This window comes from Pseudomonas sp. SDO524_S393, from assembly GCF_054071875.1.
In genome coordinates this window covers 22,608-41,374 of the sequence record NZ_JBSVVZ010000002.1, presented here as the reverse complement: position 1 = coordinate 41,374, position 18,767 = coordinate 22,608, and the positions used below count along the sequence as shown (strand labels likewise).

Annotated in this window: 20 protein-coding genes; 4 read left to right on the top strand and 16 right to left on the bottom strand. The window is 61.8% G+C overall.

What is annotated here, in order from left to right; genetic code table 11:
• Positions 1–42: 42 nt before the first annotated feature.
• Together ACW9IB_RS01610 and ACW9IB_RS01605 are read left to right on the top strand one after the other, a co-directional pair.
• Positions 43–381, top strand: a complete 339-nt coding sequence (locus ACW9IB_RS01610; RefSeq protein WP_457369118.1) for a helix-turn-helix domain-containing protein — start codon at positions 43–45, stop codon at positions 379–381.
• Complete coding sequence (locus ACW9IB_RS01605; RefSeq protein ID WP_005786715.1) at positions 378–749, top strand: hypothetical protein; 372 nt, start codon at positions 378–380, stop codon at positions 747–749. The genes ACW9IB_RS01610 and ACW9IB_RS01605 overlap by 4 nt, the downstream gene beginning before the upstream one ends.
• Here ACW9IB_RS01605 and ACW9IB_RS01600 read toward each other — a convergent pair.
• Positions 746–2,515, bottom strand: coding sequence for a bifunctional diguanylate cyclase/phosphodiesterase (locus ACW9IB_RS01600; protein WP_457369119.1), 1,770 nt, complete (start codon positions 2,513–2,515; stop codon positions 746–748). The two genes, ACW9IB_RS01605 and ACW9IB_RS01600, sit on opposite strands and share 4 nt — an antisense overlap.
• 117 nt (positions 2,516–2,632) lie before the next feature.
• The gene (locus ACW9IB_RS01595; protein WP_457369120.1) at positions 2,633–4,714 is read right to left on the bottom strand and encodes a carboxy terminal-processing peptidase; all 2,082 of its coding nucleotides are present in this window, start codon (positions 4,712–4,714) and stop codon (positions 2,633–2,635) included.
• Positions 4,715–4,852: 138 nt separating this feature from the next.
• Between ACW9IB_RS01595 and ACW9IB_RS01590 the strand changes: the two genes are divergently transcribed.
• Positions 4,853–5,815: a zinc-binding dehydrogenase gene (locus ACW9IB_RS01590; RefSeq protein ID WP_457412002.1), complete on the top strand. Its 963-nt coding sequence runs from the start codon at positions 4,853–4,855 to the stop codon at positions 5,813–5,815.
• A 143-nt stretch (positions 5,816–5,958) separates the two neighbouring features.
• On the opposite strand, the gene ACW9IB_RS01585 is transcribed toward ACW9IB_RS01590, so the two are convergent.
• The 6 genes from ACW9IB_RS01585 to ACW9IB_RS01560 all read right to left on the bottom strand — a co-directional run bounded on the left by ACW9IB_RS01585 (position 5,959) and on the right by ACW9IB_RS01560 (position 11,246).
• Positions 5,959–6,612 (bottom strand): HAD family hydrolase, encoded by a 654-nt coding sequence (locus ACW9IB_RS01585; protein WP_457368500.1) that lies wholly within the window; start codon positions 6,610–6,612, stop codon positions 5,959–5,961.
• Positions 6,613–6,641: 29 nt separating this feature from the next.
• Complete coding sequence (locus ACW9IB_RS01580) at positions 6,642–7,631, bottom strand: ABC transporter ATP-binding protein (protein WP_457412000.1); 990 nt, start codon at positions 7,629–7,631, stop codon at positions 6,642–6,644.
• Positions 7,628–8,428 (bottom strand): ABC transporter permease, encoded by an 801-nt coding sequence (locus ACW9IB_RS01575; protein ID WP_457368502.1) that lies wholly within the window; start codon positions 8,426–8,428, stop codon positions 7,628–7,630. Before ACW9IB_RS01575 ends, ACW9IB_RS01580 begins: the two co-directional genes overlap by 4 nt.
• Positions 8,415–9,251, bottom strand: a complete 837-nt coding sequence (locus ACW9IB_RS01570) for an ABC transporter permease (protein WP_457368503.1) — start codon at positions 9,249–9,251, stop codon at positions 8,415–8,417. The genes ACW9IB_RS01575 and ACW9IB_RS01570 overlap by 14 nt, the downstream gene beginning before the upstream one ends.
• Positions 9,248–10,054 carry an alkaline phosphatase family protein gene (locus ACW9IB_RS01565; protein ID WP_457411998.1) on the bottom strand — a complete coding sequence of 269 codons (807 nt, stop codon included), beginning with the start codon at positions 10,052–10,054 and terminating at the stop codon, positions 9,248–9,250. Before ACW9IB_RS01565 ends, ACW9IB_RS01570 begins: the two co-directional genes overlap by 4 nt.
• Before the next feature lie 115 nt (positions 10,055–10,169).
• Complete coding sequence (locus tag ACW9IB_RS01560) at positions 10,170–11,246, bottom strand: ABC transporter substrate-binding protein (RefSeq protein ID WP_457411997.1); 1,077 nt, start codon at positions 11,244–11,246, stop codon at positions 10,170–10,172.
• A 354-nt stretch (positions 11,247–11,600) separates the two neighbouring features.
• Here ACW9IB_RS01560 and ACW9IB_RS01555 point away from each other — a divergent pair, with 354 nt between their 5' ends.
• Positions 11,601–12,314: a UTRA domain-containing protein gene (locus tag ACW9IB_RS01555; protein ID WP_457368506.1), complete on the top strand. Its 714-nt coding sequence runs from the start codon at positions 11,601–11,603 to the stop codon at positions 12,312–12,314.
• A gap of 166 nt (positions 12,315–12,480) precedes the next feature.
• On the opposite strand, the gene ACW9IB_RS01550 is transcribed toward ACW9IB_RS01555, so the two are convergent.
• From ACW9IB_RS01550 to ACW9IB_RS01515, 8 genes are read right to left on the bottom strand one after another with little or no spacing between them, the layout of a single operon-like run.
• Positions 12,481–13,440, bottom strand: coding sequence for a metal ABC transporter substrate-binding protein (locus tag ACW9IB_RS01550; protein ID WP_457411996.1), 960 nt, complete (start codon positions 13,438–13,440; stop codon positions 12,481–12,483).
• On the bottom strand, positions 13,440–14,339 hold the full coding sequence (locus ACW9IB_RS01545; RefSeq protein WP_457411995.1) for a metal ABC transporter permease: 900 nt from the start codon (positions 14,337–14,339) through the stop codon (positions 13,440–13,442). Before ACW9IB_RS01545 ends, ACW9IB_RS01550 begins: the two co-directional genes overlap by 1 nt.
• A complete protein-coding gene (locus ACW9IB_RS01540; RefSeq protein ID WP_457411994.1) occupies positions 14,336–15,082 on the bottom strand; it encodes a metal ABC transporter ATP-binding protein in 747 nt (248 codons plus the stop codon). Before ACW9IB_RS01540 ends, ACW9IB_RS01545 begins: the two co-directional genes overlap by 4 nt.
• Positions 15,079–15,999 (bottom strand): metal ABC transporter substrate-binding protein, encoded by a 921-nt coding sequence (locus ACW9IB_RS01535; RefSeq protein ID WP_457411992.1) that lies wholly within the window; start codon positions 15,997–15,999, stop codon positions 15,079–15,081. Before ACW9IB_RS01535 ends, ACW9IB_RS01540 begins: the two co-directional genes overlap by 4 nt.
• A gap of 19 nt (positions 16,000–16,018) precedes the next feature.
• Entirely contained in the window at positions 16,019–16,579 is a 561-nt protein-coding gene (locus ACW9IB_RS01530) for a DUF6162 family protein (protein WP_457411990.1), read from the bottom strand.
• A complete protein-coding gene (locus ACW9IB_RS01525) occupies positions 16,576–16,905 on the bottom strand; it encodes a hypothetical protein (protein WP_457411988.1) in 330 nt (109 codons plus the stop codon). The genes ACW9IB_RS01530 and ACW9IB_RS01525 overlap by 4 nt, the downstream gene beginning before the upstream one ends.
• The gene (locus tag ACW9IB_RS01520) at positions 16,902–17,438 is read right to left on the bottom strand and encodes a thiamine pyrophosphate-binding protein (protein WP_457411987.1); all 537 of its coding nucleotides are present in this window, start codon (positions 17,436–17,438) and stop codon (positions 16,902–16,904) included. The genes ACW9IB_RS01525 and ACW9IB_RS01520 overlap by 4 nt, the downstream gene beginning before the upstream one ends.
• A complete protein-coding gene (locus tag ACW9IB_RS01515; RefSeq protein WP_457368514.1) occupies positions 17,435–18,637 on the bottom strand; it encodes a PepSY-associated TM helix domain-containing protein in 1,203 nt (400 codons plus the stop codon). Before ACW9IB_RS01515 ends, ACW9IB_RS01520 begins: the two co-directional genes overlap by 4 nt.
• Positions 18,638–18,767: the final 130 nt, after the last annotated feature.

The following is an 18,767-nucleotide window of genomic DNA, read 5'->3' as shown; positions in this document are numbered from 1 at the left end:
AAAGAGCTTACTCAGTAAGTGTTGTTATCCTACGGGGCAGTCATGGATATTCAGATAATTTCACGCAATGGCGAACCCGAATACGCGGTGTTGCCATGGGATCAGTACCAGGCGCTACTCAAAGCAGCCGGTCACCCGCCATCCGCACCCACCGCTTCCCCCATCGCTCACGCCACGCCCGTTCAGGACCTGCGCCCGCTCGCAGAGCTGCGTGGCTTGCGCGAGGGCAAGGGCCTGGCCATTGAGGCCCTGGCCCGAACCGTGGGCATCAGCCCGTCTTATCTGGGTTTGATCGAAAGTGGTGAGCGCCAGCCGGATGCTGCGATCCGTCGCAGCCTGGCCTGGGAATTGGGCGTTGCAGGTTGGAGGGATGAATCTTGAGTCTACGTATCAGCCGTCAACACTGGGACGGGTTGCTCAACGAACTGGACCAGGCGCGCCGCCAGCGCCATTTGCTGACCTACCGCGCGCTGCTGGAGCGCTTGCAGTTCCCCACGCCGGCCATGCAGACCCTGGCCGCTGCACTGGAGCATCTGGCCGCTCTCGACGCCAAGGCCGAGCAGCCGCTGCGCAGCTCTCTGGTGATCAGCCAGGGCGCCAGCCGCCTGCCGCGTACCGGCTTCTTCGAATGCGTGGAGCGCCTGGGGCGCTTCAGCGGGCCATCCGATGGTGTGGCCGCCGCCTCCTGGCACGCTTCGGAGGTGGTGCGGGTGTTCGAATACGAGTACCCGGAGTCCGCCGAGGCTTAGAGCGCCTGAGGCAGCGTGTCCAGGCTGTCGATCACGTGGATGCTGTAGCCCGCCACATCCTTGGCGTGATGCTTGGCCTGCGAGGCCAGCTCTGCCAACTGGCTGGCGTCGAGTTGTCCACAGGCCTGTGGATATAAATGCACCACGCCGATGGAGAGCGAGAGCAACGCAAATTCCTGGCGCAGGCCCTGACGGTTCAACGCCACGAAGCAGCCGGCTTCCAGGTGTTCGGCGCGGTAGAAACGCCGGCACTGGGTGTGAAAGTCATCCAGTAATTGATTGAGGCGTTTGCGCCAATCCTGCGGCCCCAGCACCAGCAAGAAATCATCTCCGCCAATGTGCCCGACAAAGTCGCGGCTGGGGTCGACGCGATCGTTCAGGCACTGTGCCAGGCACAACAACACCTCGTCTCCGCGTCCGTAACCATAGATATCGTTGAACGGCTTGAAGCTGTCGATATCCACGTAGCAGATCACCGACTCCCGTTGCTGTTGCAGCAGCCGCGTGAGGCACTGCTGGATCGGCACATTGCCGGGCAGCAGGGTCAATGGGTTGGCGTATCGCGCCTGCTGGATTTTCAGCTCGGTGATCAGCTTGAGCACGTCGATCACCCGGCCCAGGCCCAGGTAATCGCCATTGAGCGTAATGATGAAATCTTCTTCGATGCGCTGTCGGGCCCGGCTGGTGAGCAGGCGACTGACCTGTTGCAGCGATTGGCTCAATTCCACCGCAAGAAAATCATCGCTCATCAAACGGCTGATCGGCTTGCGCGCGAACAGATCGGTGGCGAAGGGCTTGAGCAGCGCATCGGAGAGTGAATGCCGGTGCACGATGCCGATCGGGTGGCCACGCCCGTCCAGCACCGCCAGGGAGTTGAGGTTGGCCTGGCGGCGAAAGGCTTCCAGTACCTGCGCGGTGGCAGTGTCCTGGTCCACGGCCGGTTGTTCGTTGAGCAAGGCGCTCAGGTCGCTGCCTTCTTCGCTGAGGGTCGCGCTGGCGGCATCGGGCTTGGGCAGCATCAGGCGAGCTTCCTGCGGCGGCTGTTCCTGGGGACGGCACAACAGGTAGCCTTGCACCAGGTCGACGCCCATTTCCGTGAGTACCGCCAACTCCTCCGGCAGTTCGATGCCCTCGGCGATCACCTGGGCCCTCGATGCCTTGGCGATTTGCAGGATGGAACCGACAAACTCGCGCTTGAGCGCATCCTGGTGGATGCCGTCGATGAAGTGTCGGTCGATTTTCACATAGTCCGGACGCAGCTCCGACCACAGCCGCAGGCTCGAGTAGCCGGCGCCCAGGTCATCCAGCGCAATCGAAAACCCCATGTTGCGGTAGTGGTGCAGAGCATTTTGCAGCAGGTCGAAATCGTCGGTCGGGGTTTGTTCGGTCAGTTCGATTACCACCTGGCTGGGCGGGATACCGAAGTCATGCAGCAATTGCAGGGTGCGCCCCGGCTGGTGCGCGGTTTCCATCAGGGATTCCGGCGAGATGTTCAGAAAGAGTTTGCCCGGCAGCTTCTGTTCGCTGAAGCGTCGGCAGGCACTCTCGCGACAGGCCATTTCCAGTTCGCTGAGGCGTCCGGCATGGCTGGCCACGGAGAACAGCGCAACAGGGGAGTGCAGCGGGCTGTTGGACGGGCCGCGACTGAGGGCTTCATAGCCCAGGATGCGCCGTTCAGACAGGCAGATGATCGGTTGGAACAGGCTGTGCAAACTGCCTTGAGCCAGGATTGAGCCCAATGCATTCAGCTGTTCGGTCATGGTCATGGCGATCTCGATCGAAAAAAAAGGACCGCAGGCTTGAGCCGGCGGTCCTTCATTTCACGACAGAATGATGTCTATATGATGACACTCCAGGGAGCGATCACATTAAATCGCCATCATTTATTGCTTGGCCACCTGCTTGGTGATTTTCAGGTAGTCCAGCAGGATCCGGCCCGTCTCCGCCAGGTAGGCGTCATCTTCCGGCTTGGTCTTTTCAGCTTCGGCAGGCAGCGCATCCTCATCTTCTTTCTTCAGCTCCTTGAGTGGATCTTCACCCTTGGCCTTGCGGCGGATGTTTTCCAGTGCAAGTTGCTTGTTCTCGATGTCGGTGTGCTGCGCGCGGCGATCCACTTCATTGAGGCTGACGGTTTTTTCTTCCATCAGCTTCTTGGCCAGGGCCAGCTTGTCGCGGATGAACACGAACTCGGCATCCTTGGCGGAGCGGGTGTCGTGGTCAGCCTTCAACTGCGCCAGGAACGGCTTGAACGGATCCGACGCGGGCTTGATCGCAGGGCGGATGGTGTCCCACGGCATGGCTTCCGGCAGGGCGCTTTCACCGATTTCCTTGGTGTCGATGATCGACGGGAAGTCGATGTCCGGCAACACGCCCTGGTGCTGGGTGCTTTGCCCGGAAACCCGGTAGAACTTGGCCAGTGTCAGCTTGAGCTCGCCATGGTTCAGCGGCTGGATGGTCTGCACGGTGCCTTTGCCGAAGGTCTGGCCACCGATGATCAGTGCGCGGTGATAGTCCTGCATGGCGCCGGCGAAAATCTCCGAAGCCGAAGCCGAGAGGCGGTTGACCAGCAACGCCATCGGGCCTTTGTAGAAGGCACCCGGGTTCTCGTCTTCCAGCACATCCACGCGACCGTCCGCGTTGCGCACCAACACGGTCGGGCCTTTGTCGATGAACAGGCTGGTCAGCTCGGTGGCTTCCTGCAGAGAGCCGCCGCCGTTGTTGCGCAGGTCGATGACCACGCCGTCGACTTTGTCTTTCTGCAGCTCTGTCAGGATCTTCTTCACGTCACGGGTGGTGGACTTGTAGTCCGGATCGCCAGCACGGAACGCCTTGAAGTCCAGGTAGAAGGCCGGGATTTCGATCACGCCCAGCTTGTAGTCCTTGCCATCCTGCTTGAGGTTGAGGACTTTCTTCTGCACGGCCTGGTCTTCGAGCTTCACCGCTTCACGGGTGATGGACACGATCTTGCTGGTCTGGTCGTTCGGCGCATTGGTGTGCGGGATCACTTCCAGACGCACCACGCTGCCTTTCGGCCCACGGATCAGCTTGACCACTTCGTCCAGGCGCCAGCCGACCACGTCGACCATCTCTTTGTCGCCCTGGGCCACGCCGATGATCTTGTCCGCCGGAGCGACTTGCTTGGTCTTGTCAGCCGGACCTGCCGGCACCAGGCGCACGATCTTGACCTGGTCATTGTCGCTTTGCAGGACGGCACCGATGCCTTCCAGCGACAGACTCATGTTGATATCGAAATTCTCTGCGTTATCCGGCGACAGATAATTGGTGTGCGGGTCGTAGGACATCGCGAAGGTGTTGATGTAGGCCTGGAAGATGTCTTCGGCACGGGTCTGGTCCAGGCGCGCCAGTTGATTCTTGTAGCGCTTGGTCAGCAGTTCCTGAATGGCCTTGGGCTCTTTGCCGGCGATCTTCAGGCGCAGCACTTCATCCTTGACGCGTTTGCGCCACAGGTCATCGAGGGCGGCGGTGCTGGTCAGCCAGGGAGCGTCCTTGCGGTCCACCAGAAGGGTTTCCTTCTGGGTGAAGTCGAGCTTGTCGACACCTTTGTCCAATTCGGCCAGGGCGAAATCCAGACGCGCTTTGACGCGGTCCAGGTAACGCTTGTAGATGGTGAAGCCGGGTTGCAGGTCGCCGCTCTTGAGGAAGTCGTCGAACTGCGTCTTCCACTTGTCGAACTCGGCGATGTCGCTGGCCAGGAAGTAGCTGCGCGACGGGTCGAGCAGCTTGATGTAGCTGTCGTAGATGATCACCGAGCGTGCGTCGTCCAGCGGCGGCTTGCTGTAGTGATGGCGCTTGAGCAACTCGACGACGTTAAGGCTGGCAATCACCTCATCGCGATCCGGCTGAAGGTTGTCCCAGCTATTGGCTGCGAACGTATTGGTCGACATCGACGTGAGGCCGAGACCAATGAAAAGAGCGAGGGCGGTGCTGGGGAACAAATGCTTCATGCTGATTCGACGCGGGGGCAATTGATAACGCATATTAGGCCGTCTTTGAGGGAGCCGGTTCCATATGGTCCGGTCGCATAATGCAAAAAGCCCGGCGCTACAGCTACGGGCTCAGTCCAGACTCACTATGGAGGCACTGTGAAAGCATTGCAAGGCGTTGACGGTCATGTGGAGTGGCTTGATGAACCAAGTCCTACGTGCGATGTAGGCCAAGTTCGCATTCGAGTGGCGGCTGCCGGCCTCAATCGTGCTGATTTATTACAGCGCGCGGGGCTCTATCCGCCACCGCCCGGTGCCAGCGCCGTGCTGGGCCTGGAGTGTTCCGGGGTGATCAGCGAGGTCGGTGCCGGCGCGTCCTGGCAGGTGGGTGACCGCGTATGCGCGCTGCTGGCCGGCGGCGGCATGGCCGAAGAAGTGGTGGTGGACGCCCGCCATGTGCTGCCGGTGCCGGAAGGCCTGACGCTGATCGAAGCTGCTGCACTGCCTGAGGTGTACAGCACGGCGTGGCTCAATCTGTTCCAGCTGGCGGGGCTCAAGCCTGGCGAGAAGGTGCTGCTGCACGCCGGCGCCAGTGGCGTGGGCTCGGCAGCGATCCAGTTGTGCAAGGCGTTTGGTAGCCCATGCTGGGTCAGCGTCGGCTCGGCCGAGCGCCTGGCGTACTGCGAGGACCTGGGGGCGCAGGGCGGCGTGGTGCGTACCGACGGCATTGAAGGGCTGCGGGATTTCGGGCCGTTCGACGTGATCCTCGACCCGGTGGGCGCCAACTATGCCGCCCTGGACCTCAAGCTGCTGGCCGTTGACGGCCGCTGGGTGCTGATCGGCCTGATGGGTGGGCGCGAGGCGCAACTGGACCTGGCACAGGTGCTGGGCAAGCGCATCCAGTTGCTGGGTTCGACCCTGCGCAGTCGCAGCGATCAGTTCAAGGCGGACTTGTTCAGTGAGTTGAGCCAGCACGTATGGCCGCTGTTCGTTGAAGGGCGCCTGAGCCCGCAACTGGCCAGAACCTTCCCAATCAAGGACGCCGAGGCGGCGTTTGCCGAGTTGGCGAGCAACCGGGTTTCCGGGAAGTTGGTGTTGGTGATCGACGAAAGCCTGAGCTGACTTCAGCTTGAAATGCAGTCAGTGTGGGAGCTGGCTTGCCTGCGATAGCGGTGTATCAGTGAAGAATGTTTCATCTGAACTACCGCTATCGCAGGCAAGCCAGCTCTCACATTTGATTGGGTTTTCACTTCATGACCGAGGTGTCAGACCCAGTGGTGGATCGGCCAACCGGCCCTTTCTGCGTGTTCGCGCAATACCGGATCCGGGTTCACCGCCTGTGGGAATTCAACCTTGCTCAGCAGCGGCAAATCATTGCGCGAATCCGAATAGAAATATGCGCCGTCCAACGTTTCGCCTTCCTGCTCCAGCCATTCCAGCAACCGGGTAATCTTGCCTTCACGGTACGTGAGCACACCCACGGTACGCCCGCTGTATACGCCATGGCTGACCTCAAGATCGATACCCAGTACCTCATCGATACCGATCCGCGCCGCAATCGGTGTGACCAGATGAGTGCCCGAGGCCGAAATCACCAGGATCCGGTCACCGTTAGCACGGTGGCGAGCGATGGTCTTGGTGGCATCGCTGTAGATCAGCGGCTCGATGATGTCCTCGACCCAAGGCTCGACCAAATGTTCGATTTCCTCCGGTGTGCGGCCGATCATCGGTTCCAGGCTGAAGTCCATGAAGTCTTCCATGGCCAGTTTGCCCTGGCTGTAGGCGTCCATCAGTTCGTTGTTCCTGCGCATGAACGACGCCGGGTCCACCCAGCCCAGGCGACCCATCTGCTCGCTCCACAAGGTGGCGCAGTCGCCATGGATCAGGGTGTCGTCCAGATCAAAAATTACCAATGCCATCGGTCATGCTCTCTCAATAAAACGTTGCATCAGGCTACTTCACACAGGGCGCTCGGGTCGATGGAAAGTGCCAGGCGTTGACCCTCTGGATACAGGTCGTCAGCCGAACGGTTGAGCACGTCCACCACCAGCTCCACGCCGCGTGCTTCGATGCGGTAGCGGATCACGTTACCCAGCAGGCTGTGGCTGCGCACCCGTGCATCCAGCACGCCCTCGCGGCTCAGCTCGATGGCCTCGGGGCGAATGGCGATGCGTCCGCTGATGGGCCGTTGCAGCAGTTGGCTGGCCTTGTCGGCATCCAGCAGGTTGTAGTTGCCGATGAACCCGGCGGCGAACACGTCAACGGGCGCGGTGTAGAGGGTTTCCGCGTCGCCGCTCTGCACGATCTTGCCCTGGTTCATCAGGAAGATCCGGTCGGACATGGTCAGGGCTTCTTCCTGATCGTGGGTCACGAAGATGGTGGTCAGCCCCAGTTCGCGCTGGATCTGGCGGATCTGCTCGCGCAGGTGCTTGCGTATCCGCGCATCCAGTGCCGACAGCGGCTCATCCAGCAGCAGCAGGCGCGGGCGGGTCACCAGGGAGCGGGCGAGGGCCACGCGTTGGCACTGGCCGCCGGACATCTGGTGCGGATAGCGGCTTGCCAGGTCCTTGAGTTCTACCAGTTGCAGCACTTCCTGCACGCGTTTGTGGCTGTCATCGGCGTTGACCTTCTGCATGCGCAGGCCGAAGGCGACGTTCTGCTCCACAGTCATGTTGGGGAACAGCGCGTAGCTCTGGAACACCATGCCGATATTGCGCTTCTGCGGGCTCAGGGGAACGATGTCCTGGCCGTCGAGCAGAATCTTGCCGCTGTCCACCGGCGTCAGCCCGGCGATGCAGCGCAGCAGGGTGGATTTGCCGCAACCGGACGGGCCGAGCAGGGTGACGAATTCACCCTTGGCGATCTCGCAGTTGATGTCGCTGAACACTGGCGTGCCGGCGTAGCCTTTTTGCAGGTGTTGGACGTTGACGAAGCTCATTGGCTTTTGTCCTTGTTCAGAATATTGGCGGCCCAGGTCAGCACCAGCACAAAGAAGAAATAGGAAATGACCACGGCGCTGGTGAAATGGCCGCTGCTGTTGCGCATGTTATTGAGGTACACCTGCAGGGTTTCGTAGCGCGTGCCCACCAGGATATTGGCGAACACGAACTCCCCGAACAGGAACGAGAACGACAGCAACAGCGCCACCATCAGGCCCTTGCGCAGATTGGGCAGCACCACCAGGATCGCCGCCTGCCAGGTGCTGGCGCCGAGCAGTTGGGAGGCGTCCATCAGGTCGCGCAGGTTGATGGCTTGCAGGTTGTTGGTGATCGCGCGGTACATGAACGGCAGGGCCACGGTGAAGTAGCAGCCGATCAAAATCCACGGCGTGCCCACCATCGCCAGCGGCCCGGAACCGTAGAGTTGCAGCAGGCCCACCGACGACACCACCGGCGGCACCGCAAAGGGCAGCAGGATCAGAATGTTCATCAGCGCGTCGAGCTTGGGAAAGTGGTAGTGCACCACGAACAGCAGCGGCAGGATCAGTACCACCGACAGGATCAGCGCGCCGACGCACACCAGCAGCGACTGTCCGAAGGCCATCAGGAAGCGCGGGTCGCTCCACAGCTGCACGTACCATTTGAGGGTGAACCCGGCCGGCAGCACGGTGGCCGACCAACTGCTCGCGATGGAATAGACAAAGGTGCCCAACAGCGGCAGCACCAGGATCGCAAACAACAGGTACACCACTACCCGATGGTAGAGGGAGACAGGACCGGCTTCAGCGCGAGACATGGTAGCTCCTCTTGAGCAGCAGTTGATGGACTACGGTCACCAGGGTCATCAGCGCCACCAGCACCACGGCCAGGGCGCTGGCCATGTACGGGTCGAGGGACACATCCCCCGAGACCAGGCCCGCGATGCGGATCGGCAGCACGTTGAAGTTACCGGTGGTCAAGGCGTAGACCGTGGCATAGGCGCCCAGGGCATTGGCCAGCAGGATCACGAAGGTGCCCAGCAGAGCGGGCGTGAGCACCGGTAGGCCGATATGCCGCCAGAACTGCCAGCCGTTGGCGCCCAGCAGGGCTGCCGACTCGCGCCAGTCTTCGCGCAGTGCATCGAACGCCGGGTAGAGCAGCAGCACGCCCAGGGGAATCTGGAAGTAGGTGTAGAGAATGATCAGCCCGGACTTGGAGTACAGGTTGAAATCCTGAATGATCCCCGATTGCTTGAGCATGAGGGTAATGCTGCCGTTGAAACCCAGCAGGATGATGAACGCGAACGCCAGAGGCACACCGGCAAAGTTGCTGGTCATGTTGGCGAACGCGGTGACGAAATTGCGCAGCGGCGAATCCACGCGGCGCAGGGAGTAGCTGCCGAGGGTGGCGATGATGATGCCGAAGACACTGGAATAGAAGCTGATCTCCAGGCTGAACTGGATGGCTTGCAGGTAGAACTTCGAGCTGAAGATGCGCGTGAAGTTTTCCAGGCTCCAGCCGGCGTCTTCGGTTTGCAGGCTGTTGATCAGCACCCAGACCAGCGGGGCGATTTCGAACACGATAAAGAACAGCGCGAAGGGCACCAGGCACAGCAGCGCCAGCCATTTACCACGGGTCATTTCAACAGCTCCCGGCAGACAGGTTTGTCGTGGGGCACGCCCAGCAGTTCGCAGACGGTACCGCACAGTTCGGTTTGCCGGGGCGCTGCGTTGGCATCCAGACTGAAGGCATCGCCAAGGACGAACAGCGGCACTTCACGCTCTTCTGGCAAGAGGCCATTGTGGGAGCGGTCGTTGTTCATGCCGTGGTCGGCTGTCACCAGCACCTGGTAACCGGCGTCGAGCCAGCCTTGCAGGTAGTCGGCCAGGATGATGTCGGCCGAGCGCGCGCTGTTGCGGTATTGCGGGGTATCGAGGCCGTGCTTGTGGCCGGCATCGTCGATGTTCATCGGGTGTACCACCAGAAAGTGCGGTGCATGTTTGAGGCGCAGGTTTTCGGCGTCGGCGAACAGGTGAGAGTCCGGGTAATGGTCATTCCAGTAGAAATGCCCGTGCTGGATCGCCAGTGTCTTGTCGTCGGTATGACGATCGCGGGCGGCGATGAACGGGGTGCGGTTATACAACTCGCTCACCCAGTGATAAGCCGCTGCCGCAGTGACCAGGCCTGCGTCGGTGGCGTAATGAAAAATGCTGCGCTGGTTGGACAGGCGCGAGACGTTGTTGTGGACGATGCCGCTGTCGATCGGTGGCACGCCGGTGAGGATGCATTCATACAACGGGCGGGACAGGGCGGGCAGTGCACATTCCAGTTTGTAGAGGGCTGCGCGTCCTGCGCCGACATAGGCCTGCAAGTGCCCCATGGCGTGCCTCGCAACCTCGTAGTTCAGGCCGTCGAGCACGACAAGGATGACATTGTGCTTCATGGGGGCTGGAGCTCCGCAACAGGTGGTTTGACTCAATTTCAACTTGGAACGGGATCAAATGTGGGAGCTGGCTTGCCTGCTCCCACACTGACCGCATTTCAGGCAGTGAAGCCTATTACTTCATCTCAACAATGACCTGCTCGTTCCACAGTTGAGGCAGCTTCTTGGAAGTGGCTTCCCAGGCATCGGCATCCTTGATCGGCTGCGGGTTGGCCTTGGTGTACTGCTCGCCCGGGATCAGGTTCTTGGCGATATCGGCCGGCAGTTTCAGGTCGGTTTCGGCGCGGATCGGACGTGCGTTGCCCTTGGCCAGGTTGATCTGGCCGGCGTCGCTGAAGATGTATTCGCGGGTCAGCTTGGCGGCGTTCGGGTGCTTGGCGTATTTGTTGATGATGGTGGTGTAGCCGGATTTCACCGAGCCATCCGACGGGATCAGCACCACGTAATCATCCGGGTTGGCCATCTTGGCTTTGTAGCTCAGGCCGTTGAAGTCCCAGACGAGGCCCACTTCGACTTCGCCTTTTTCCATGGTGGCGATGGTCGGGTTGGACAGCGACAGGCGGCCTTGCTGGGCGATCTTGGTGAAAAACTGCAGGCCGGGCGCGATATTCTTTTCGTCGCCCTTGTTGGCAATGGCGGCCGCCAGTACGGCGTTGGATGCCTGCGCCGCGGTGCTCACGTCGCCCACCGAGACTTTGTACTTGCCGGTTTGCAGGTCAGCCCAGCTGGTTGGCACTTCGGAACCGTGCAGCAGCTTCTTGTTGACGATGAACGCGATGGTGCCGGTGTAGGCCAGGGCCCAGTGGCCGTCCTTGTCTTTTGCCCAATCCGGCACTTGGTCCCAGGTGGTCGGTTTGTACGGCTGGGTCACGTCCTGTTTCACCGCGATCGGGCCGAACGCCGCGCCCACGTCGCCGATATCGGCGCTGGCGTTATCTTTTTCCGCCTTGAACTTGGCGATTTCCTGGGCCGAGCTCATGTCGGTGTCGATGTGCTTGAGGCCATAGGTCTGGGCCAGGTCTTCCCAGGTGCCTTTCCAGTTGGCCCAGTCATCGGGCATGCCGACGCTGTTGACGGCGCCTTCCGTTTTCGCGGCGGCTTCCAGGGTTTTCAGGTCGGTATCAGCTGCCATGGCAGCGGTGCACATGGCGATGGTCGAGCCTAACAATGATGCCAGGAAAAGCTGTTTCATCCGAAGCTCCTATGGGCGTTTTCAACGCGGCGTTTTTTATGAACGTTAGCGGTGGTGTTGGTCTAGGTCAGAGCAATACCTGAGCCAATTTAGGCGCCAGGCATGACAGTTTCATGTCGATGTCGTTTTTAAATCGCCGATGTCGCTCGGCGCAGAGTTAGCGTAGACCATGCCCAAGTGCCCGCAGGTGCTGGACTTGGCCGATGTATTGCAGGGTGTGGAGGGCGTGGGTGGCGCGGACTGTCATCTGTCGGTCATCTGCAATGCCTAGGCTGGCACGCAGCAGCAGAGGCCCGAATACAGCGTGGTTTGTGCACCTGAACGGTGCTGGTCTAGTCCAGATAGGTAACATTGATGCGTGATGAGGCAATCAAGGCGGTGACATCCATCGGCCTGGCGCTGCAAGAGCAGATCGACCATGGTCTGTTGCCGCCTGCCAGCAAATTGCCCGCCGAGCGCAAGCTCAGCGAGTTGTTTGGTACCACCCGCATCACGGTGCGGGAAGCCTTGTTACAACTCGAAGCCCAGGGGCAGATTTACCGCGAGGAGCGCCGGGGCTGGTTCGTCTCGCCACCCCGCCTGGCCTACAACCTGATGCAACGCAGTCACTTTCACGCAATGGTCAGTGACCAGGGCCGTGTGGCCTCTACCGAAGTGATCTCTGCCCGCCTGCAACCGGCGTCGGCGGCGGTGTGTGCGTGGTTGCAGTTGCCGGCGTTGTCGAGTGTGATCCAGATCTGTCGCGGTCGGCGTATTGACGGGCGCCTGGTGCTGTATGTGGAGCACTACCTCAACCCGCAGTATTTTCCCGGGATTCTGGACTGTGACCTGAATCAGTCGATGACCGAGCTGTATGCCCGTAAATACGACCTGCATTACGGACGGGTGCGCTTCGAAATCGTGCCGACGTCATTACCGCTGGACGCCGCCGCTGCCTTGCGCGTGTCGACGGGCAGCCCCGGTTTGCGGATCGCCCGGGTCAACTATGACCAGCACCAGCGGTTGATCGACTGCGACCTGGAGTTCTGGCGGCACGACGCCATTCATGTCGGTGTGGATGTGGTGTGATGCGGGTTCGGGCTTGTCCCGCGCCGGGCTGCGGAGCAGTCCCAAAACCTGCCACCAGGGTGTATCTGACAAACCGTGGGTGCCTTGTCAGGGCCGCTTCGCGCCCCAGCGCAGGACAAGCCTGCTCACTACGGAAAGCCGCATCATCACAAACAGTGTGCTTGTGTCACGTACCGGGCGTGAGTGCCTTGATGAGCCGATCCACATTACCCTCCAGTTCCGCCACCGGTTCTGCACCGTCGACATTCAGCACCAGCAGTTGGGCGCCGCCCGCCATGATCGCGGCGGTCACCGCTTCGCTTGGCTGGCGATGGTGCAGCACCACGCTCACGTCGTTTTCCTTCAACTGAGTGCTGAGTTTCTGCAGGGCCTCGGGTGTCCAGTCGGCATCGGGTCGGGCATCGGTGCCGAGTACTTCCAGGTTCAGGCTGCTGACCAGGTACGCAAAGTGATCGCTCAGGCTGAACACACTCAGGTTATCTGCCTGTGCCAATCGTGTTTCGCTGTCGGCACTGAGTTTGAGCAGGCGTTGCTTGAGGGCTGCGAGGTTGGCGTCGATCTTTGGTTTGGCGCCTGGGGCCAGACGGCTCAGATCGGCGGCCATCACGTCGGCCATGCGGCCCAGGTTGTTGCTCGACTGCCACGGTTGGCTGTTCAGGCCATCGGCGACGCCTGGCTGCACGGCGATGCCAGGCAGACCGCCGTCCACCGGGCGCGCGGCATCCACTTCGACGATACGGATATTGCTGCGCCGCGCCACCGGGTACAGCGGGTCATCAGCCCACAGCGAGCGCAGGCCGATGGCGGCGTCGGCGTCCTGGGCCAGGCTGTTCAGCGCGGGAGCGCCGCGCCCGGTGAAGTAGGACACTTGACGCGACCCCGGCAAGTTGGCCGGCGCGGCGCGCTCAAGCTGAACGTCGGTGCCCTTGAGCAGCACCTCGGCCAGGCCGTAGGTGATCGGCAACGAGGCCAGCACTTTGACCGGCTTGTGGCTTTTGGTCAGGGCCGCATGACCAAGACCCTGGTTGACCTTGAAGTCCTTGGGCTCGAAGCCGTCGACGGCCAGCGCCGAGGTGCTGATCAGGCAGGCGATGGCCAGGGCCAGTGGGCGAAAGACTGGGCGCATTATCCAAGATTCCCTTTGAGGCTGGGCACGGTGCCGCGGGCGATGGCGGCGAGGGCGAAAGCGATACCGGCGGCCAGAATGATGGCGGCCCCGGATGGAATCGGCAGGTCGAAGACAATCGGCAGCAGGATCCCGCACAGGGTGCTGATCGTGGCAATCGCCACCGAGACCCAGAAGAAGCCTTTGAGCGACTGACTCAACAGGCGTGCCGCAGCAGCCGGGATCACCAGCAACGCGCCCACCAGAATCGCGCCGATCACCTTGACCGCCGCCACTGTGATCAGCGTCACCAGGATCACGAACAGGTAATCCAAAGTCTTCACGGCCACACCACGCACCGCGGCCAGTTGCGGGTTGAAGCTGGCCAGCATGATGCGGTTGTACAGTGGCAGCGCCAGGGCCATCACCAGTGAACCGACAATCGCCAGCACCAGCAGGTCGTTGCCGTTGACCGTCAGCACCGAGCCGAACAGCACGTTCTCCAGGATGTGCACGTTGATCTTGCCCGCCAGGATCAGCAGCAGGCTCGCGCCCAGGGCCAGGGACACCGACAGGAACACGCCGATCAGGGTGTCCGGCGCCAGGCCGGTGCGGTTGCGCAGGTAGTTGAGCAGGATGCCGAACAACAGGCAGTAGCCGAACAGGCTGCCGTAGGGACCGGTATAGGGTTCGCCCAGCAGGATGCCCACGGCCACGCCGGTCAGTGCGGCATGCCCGACCGCTTCGGAGAAAAACGCAAAGCGCTTGACCACTACCAACGTGCCGAGCCCGCCCAGCACCGGGCCGATCAACAGGCCGGCGAGCAGCGCGTTGACCACAAAACCATAGGCCAGCGCTTCCGGCAGGTACCCGGAAGAGGCCCAGCCCTGGACCATCAGGCGAAACGCTTCGTAACTCATTGCGCCGGGCTCCGAGGATGGGTGGAAAACAGGCTCAGCAGGCGATCCGGGGTCAGCGCCTCTTGGGGGGCGGCATCGAACAGCACGCGGCGGTTCAGCCCGGTGACACGATCGGCCAGGCGGCCCACGGCTTCCAGGTCGTGCTCGATCCACAGCACGGTGATTCCAGCCAGGCGCCAGTCATTCAGCAGGCGCTCGAAGACCTGGATCCCGGCCTCGTCGAGCGCCGACATCGGTTCATCCAGCACCAGCAATTGGGGCGCCGGAATCAGCCCTTGAGCCAGCAGCACGCGCTGACGTTCACCGCCGGACAACGCGCCCATGCGCCGCTTGCGTTTGTCCTGCATGCCTACGCGTTCAAGCGCTTCGCCAATCGCCCCGGCGTAATGCCTGGACAGGCCCAGAAAGGCAGGGCGTCGCTGGCACATGGCAGCCATGAAGTCGTCGACGGTCATCGGCAAACCCCGGTCGAACTCCAGGGCCTGGGGCACATAGCCAATGGTGCCGGGGGTGGTCGGCCATCGCAGGCGCAGTTGGCCCTGATGCGGGGTTTGCCCCAACAGGGTCTTGATCAACGAGCTTTTGCCACCACCGTTGGGGCCGACCAGTGCATGGACGCTGCCGGGGGATACCTGGAACGTCACGTTGTCGAGGATGACGGTACGGCCCAGAGTCAGTGACACCTGGTCGAATTCAAGGGTGGGGCCGATGCTGGCCACACTCAGTCGCTGCGCCGCGGTCATGAGCCGGACTCCTGAATGGCCCGCACCACCGTATTGAGGTTGCCGGTCATTTCCACTTCGTACTTCTCGGCGCTGTATTCACCGTAGGAAATATGCGACAGCGGGTACAGCTTGACCCCGGACTCGCGCTGGATGGTGTCGACATAGGTGGACGGGAAGTCCATCTCCGAGAAGATGACCTTCACGTCCAGTGCACGCAGTTCATCGATGGTCTTTTTCAACTGGCTGGGGCTCGGTTCGATGCCGTGGGCCGGTTCGACCACGGCGGTCACTTCCAGGCCGAACTCACGCAGCAGGTAGTCATAGGCTGCATGCACGGTGGCTACGCGCAGGTCCGGGTTCGGTGCGCTGGTCAACTTGGCCAGTGCATCGGCGCGCATCTGGCGCAGGCGTTTGCCATAGGCGCGGGCGTTCTGGGTGTAGGTCCTGGCGTTGTCCGGGTCGAGTTTGCCCAGCTCACGGGCGATGTTGTTGACCTGGGCAATCGAGGCGCTGATCGACAGGAAGGTATGCGGGTTGACCACCTTGCCTGCACCGCGGGCCGCGTTGCCGGTGGCGGCCAGCAGCGGCACGTTGGCGTTGGCTTCGATCACCGGGATGTCCGGGCGCTCGCTGGTGGCGATCATGCGGTCGGCGAAGTCGTCATGGCCGACGCCGTTGAGCACGATCACGTCGAGGGTGCCAATGCGCTTGATGTCTTCGGCGCGCGGCTCGTAGGCGTGGGGATTGAAGCCCGCCGGGATCAGCGGCACCACCTCGGCCTTGTCGCCGACGATATTCGCTACATAGCTGTAATAAGGGTGCAGGGTGATACCGATTCGCAGGCGCTTGGCGGCCTCGGCATTGGCCAGGGGAGCGAGCAGCAGGCTGAACAGGCTGACCAGCAACAGGCGCAGCAGGGGAGATGAAATGGACATGGGCACTCGGTCTTCTCGTTCAGTGGCGGTGCTGGCGGGTCACGCCGGCATCGAATTGCGTGACCACCTGTTGCCAGCCGGCGGCGATCAATGCCGGGTCAGTCAGGTCGGAAGGGGCGACGAGATCGGCCTCACGGTTGAGCCAGATGTCCGGTTCGGCACCGTGCACACGCATCAGCAGCGAGCCGCTGCTGGCGGGCGTCTGGCTCAGGCCCAGGTAGGCCGACGGCGCCAGCAGTTGCCAGCGATGGTCGCCACGGCTGACCGAGCTGGCGTCGTGGGCGAAAGGCGCAAAGCCTTCTTCGGCCAATTGCTCGGGTGTCGGCAGGCCATTCTGTTCTTGCTGCAACAGCTGGATTTCATCCAGGGTCACCCGCAGGTCGGCATAGAGACCTTGTTCCGCTGCGCTCAGGTCGCGGCGCGCATCCAGTTGATGGCTGGGCACGGCCACCGCTGTCCGGGATTCTCCGTGCAGCGCCACCACCGTACCGGCCACCGCGAGGATGATCAGGCACAGCAGCAGGACGTAGAGGGTTTCATGCCCGGCGCCGGCGGGGCGTACAACCTGGGTGGTACTCATTGGGGCTGGATATCCGCTTGGTCGATTTCCACCACGTGGCCGGGGCCCGCGTCGAACAGCACATAGAACTCGGCGGAGGGTTTCTTGAAGGTCAGGGTCGAGTCCTGGCCAAGCTTGCCGGGCAGCAGGATGGTTTCGTCGTAGCCGATCACGTCCAGGGTCACGCCGGGGGCACCGCTGCCATCGGAGAATCCGCCAGTGCATTTGATCTGCTCGCCGGGGATTTCCTTGCACTCGCACATCGGGTTGTGGGCCAGGGCGGTATTGCTGAAACCGGCGCACAGCAACAGCAGTACACCGGCACGGGTCAGGTACGTGACGATCATGGTTTGACTCCTTGCTTGTTCAGCCAGGCAATGGTGGCAGGCGAGGCCTGACTCAGCGGGATGAAACCCTGATGCATCGTGCCGTCCCAGCCTTCCATGGTGACCCACAGTTCAGCCTCGACCGGCGTGCGTTCAGGCACGGGCAGGGCGGCACCCATGCGGTAGGGCGTGCCGAAGAAAATCACCCCGGCGGCGCGCAGGCTGCGGGGTTTGCCGATGCGCAGGTAAGTGGCCTTGACCTGTTCGGCGCAGGTGTCGCACAGGGCGGCATTGAAGAGTTTCATCGGGCCCGCCGGGTCGGGGCGCGGGCCTTCATTGCGGAACTCCGCGAGGGTCAGGCTCCACGGCCCGACCTGCACTTCGCCGGCCACTCGCTCGCCGATGCCGGTGTCGCCGCGAAACAGCGCCGCGTCGGCGAAGTACTTGGGCATGAAACCCAACGGGATCAGCAACAACAGCACATTGATGTGGAAGCGCCATTTCAGCCAGAAGGTCCGCAGCGGCGAAGGTGTTGCAGCAGCGACCTTGCTCATGGGTGGGCCTCCGAGGTTTCAGCCTGCCTGACGGGGATGGCCGCCGGCTTGCGTTGTGCCTTGGTTTCGCGCTTGAGCGCATTGAGGGTGGCCAGGGCGGTGCGTTTGGTCCAGATCAGCAGGCCGCTCAACACCATCATGCTCATGATCAGGCCAAAGAATGCCCAGATCAGCTTGACCCACAGGCCGCCAAAGTCGCCGGTGTGCAGCGGGCGCATGGATTCGGTGACGAACTCCAGTTTCGAACGGTCGGACAGCAAGTGCGCGGCCGCGACTTCGCCGTCATAGGGGTTGATCTGCGCGGTCTGGAACATCAACGGATACCAGCCGCGCCCGCCGATCTGCAGGTGGCTGTAGGCATTGAGCGGCAGGCTGATGAAACTCGCCTCCAGGCCCGGGATGCGCTGGGTGGCGATCTTGATTGCGTCGTCGACGGGAATCATCGGTGCCGGCACGCCGGGCGCCGACATCGGCACCTTTTCACGCGCGATCACCGGGATCACCGGCTCGGTGGAAATCGAGATCTGGTTGTCTCCCAGGATCGCCCGGATCAGGAACCAGATGCCGGTGACGGAAATCACTGCGATGAACCAGATCGACCAGATACCGCTCAGGCGGTGGAAGTCCCCCCAGAAGATCCGCGCGCCGTGGCGGATGCGTAGGGTCGGGCGCAGAAAACCCTTCCAGAAGCGCTTGTACACCACCAGTCCGGTAACCAGCGACGCCAGCAGCGGAATACCCAATGCCGAGACCAGGTACCAGCCCCAGCTGTAGCCGTTGGTGAATGGCACCAGCCACCAGCCGTGCAGGGCACGGGTAAAGGCCTTGAAGTTGAACGACGGGCTGATGCCCTGAATCGCCCCGGTGTAGGGGTTGACGTAGACCTCCACGGAGCGCCCGTCGGGGTAGCTGAGGTCGACGCTGAGCGCGAAATGGGATTCGTCGGGGCGGTCGATCGACTGGACGAACACCTGGGGTTCTTCGCGCTTGATCGCGGCGATCACCTGGTCGTAGCTCAGCGGTTCGGCATCGTCCGACGGTTTGCTCGCGCGGATATCCGGGTTGGCCAGCCAGACGATTTCCTGGCTGACCACCGCCAGGGTGCCGGTGACGCAGACGATCAGTACAAAGAACCAGATGGGCAGGGCCAGCCAGCTGTGTACGAGAAACCAGAGTTTTGAGCGTGACTTCTTCGACATGTGGATGAGGGTCTTGATCGGAGGGGGCAATGCAGGCCCGGAAAAGGCCGGTCGTAGCTTTTGCTGACGCGACAGGCTGTATCTAAGTTAAGACGGATGAGAATGGGAAATCCCTAAGCGAAACATGAAA

Bases quoted from the DNA above. Each gene is read 5' to 3' on its own strand.
- ACW9IB_RS01610 (WP_457369118.1), top strand. From the start codon at position 43: ATGGATATTCAGATAATTTCACGCAATGGCGAACCCGAATACGCGGTG.
- ACW9IB_RS01600 (WP_457369119.1), bottom strand. From the start codon at position 2,515: ATGACCATGACCGAACAGCTGAATGCATTGGGCTCAATCCTGGCTCAA.
- ACW9IB_RS01595 (WP_457369120.1), bottom strand. From the start codon at position 4,714: ATGAAGCATTTGTTCCCCAGCACCGCCCTCGCTCTTTTCATTGGTCTC.
- ACW9IB_RS01585 (WP_457368500.1), bottom strand. From the start codon at position 6,612: ATGGCATTGGTAATTTTTGATCTGGACGACACCCTGATCCATGGCGAC.
- ACW9IB_RS01580 (WP_457412000.1), bottom strand. From the start codon at position 7,631: ATGAGCTTCGTCAACGTCCAACACCTGCAAAAAGGCTACGCCGGCACG.
- ACW9IB_RS01575 (WP_457368502.1), bottom strand. From the start codon at position 8,428: ATGTCTCGCGCTGAAGCCGGTCCTGTCTCCCTCTACCATCGGGTAGTG.
- ACW9IB_RS01570 (WP_457368503.1), bottom strand. From the start codon at position 9,251: ATGACCCGTGGTAAATGGCTGGCGCTGCTGTGCCTGGTGCCCTTCGCG.
- ACW9IB_RS01565 (WP_457411998.1), bottom strand. From the start codon at position 10,054: ATGAAGCACAATGTCATCCTTGTCGTGCTCGACGGCCTGAACTACGAG.
- ACW9IB_RS01560 (WP_457411997.1), bottom strand. From the start codon at position 11,246: ATGAAACAGCTTTTCCTGGCATCATTGTTAGGCTCGACCATCGCCATG.
- ACW9IB_RS01555 (WP_457368506.1), top strand. From the start codon at position 11,601: ATGCGTGATGAGGCAATCAAGGCGGTGACATCCATCGGCCTGGCGCTG.
- ACW9IB_RS01550 (WP_457411996.1), bottom strand. From the start codon at position 13,440: ATGCGCCCAGTCTTTCGCCCACTGGCCCTGGCCATCGCCTGCCTGATC.
- ACW9IB_RS01545 (WP_457411995.1), bottom strand. From the start codon at position 14,339: ATGAGTTACGAAGCGTTTCGCCTGATGGTCCAGGGCTGGGCCTCTTCC.
- ACW9IB_RS01540 (WP_457411994.1), bottom strand. From the start codon at position 15,082: ATGACCGCGGCGCAGCGACTGAGTGTGGCCAGCATCGGCCCCACCCTT.
- ACW9IB_RS01535 (WP_457411992.1), bottom strand. From the start codon at position 15,999: ATGTCCATTTCATCTCCCCTGCTGCGCCTGTTGCTGGTCAGCCTGTTC.
- ACW9IB_RS01530 (WP_457411990.1), bottom strand. From the start codon at position 16,579: ATGAGTACCACCCAGGTTGTACGCCCCGCCGGCGCCGGGCATGAAACC.
- ACW9IB_RS01525 (WP_457411988.1), bottom strand. From the start codon at position 16,905: ATGATCGTCACGTACCTGACCCGTGCCGGTGTACTGCTGTTGCTGTGC.
- ACW9IB_RS01520 (WP_457411987.1), bottom strand. From the start codon at position 17,438: ATGAGCAAGGTCGCTGCTGCAACACCTTCGCCGCTGCGGACCTTCTGG.
- ACW9IB_RS01515 (WP_457368514.1), bottom strand. From the start codon at position 18,637: ATGTCGAAGAAGTCACGCTCAAAACTCTGGTTTCTCGTACACAGCTGG.